The 308-nt window shown below is 54.2% G+C and carries 1 rRNA gene; it reads right to left on the bottom strand.

Annotation, left to right across the window (positions count from 1 at the left end):
• Positions 1 to 308, bottom strand: a 16S ribosomal RNA gene (locus tag CWB66_RS16350); the annotation flags it as partial.

Below are 308 nucleotides of genomic sequence, written 5' to 3'. Positions count from 1 at the left end.
CAGTCTCGTGTGCCAGTTCGAAATGCAGTTCCCCGGGTGAGCCCAGGGCTTTCACATCTCTCTTAACAAACCGCCTGCGTACGCTTTACGCCCAGTAATTCCGATTAACGCTCGCACCCTCCGTATTACCGCGGCTGCTGGCACGGAGTTAGCCGGTGCTTCTTCTGTCAGTAACGTCACAGCTAGCAGGTATTAACTACTAACCTTTCCTCCTGTCTGAAAGTGCTTTACAACCCGAAGGCCTTCTTCACACACGCGGCATGGCTGCATCAGGCTTGCGCCCATTGTGCAATATTCCCCACTGCTGC

This window comes from Pseudoalteromonas sp. S558, from assembly GCF_005886635.1.
Taxonomy (GTDB): domain Bacteria; phylum Pseudomonadota; class Gammaproteobacteria; order Enterobacterales; family Alteromonadaceae; genus Pseudoalteromonas; species Pseudoalteromonas aliena.
This window is presented reverse-complemented; position numbering and strand designations above follow the sequence as displayed.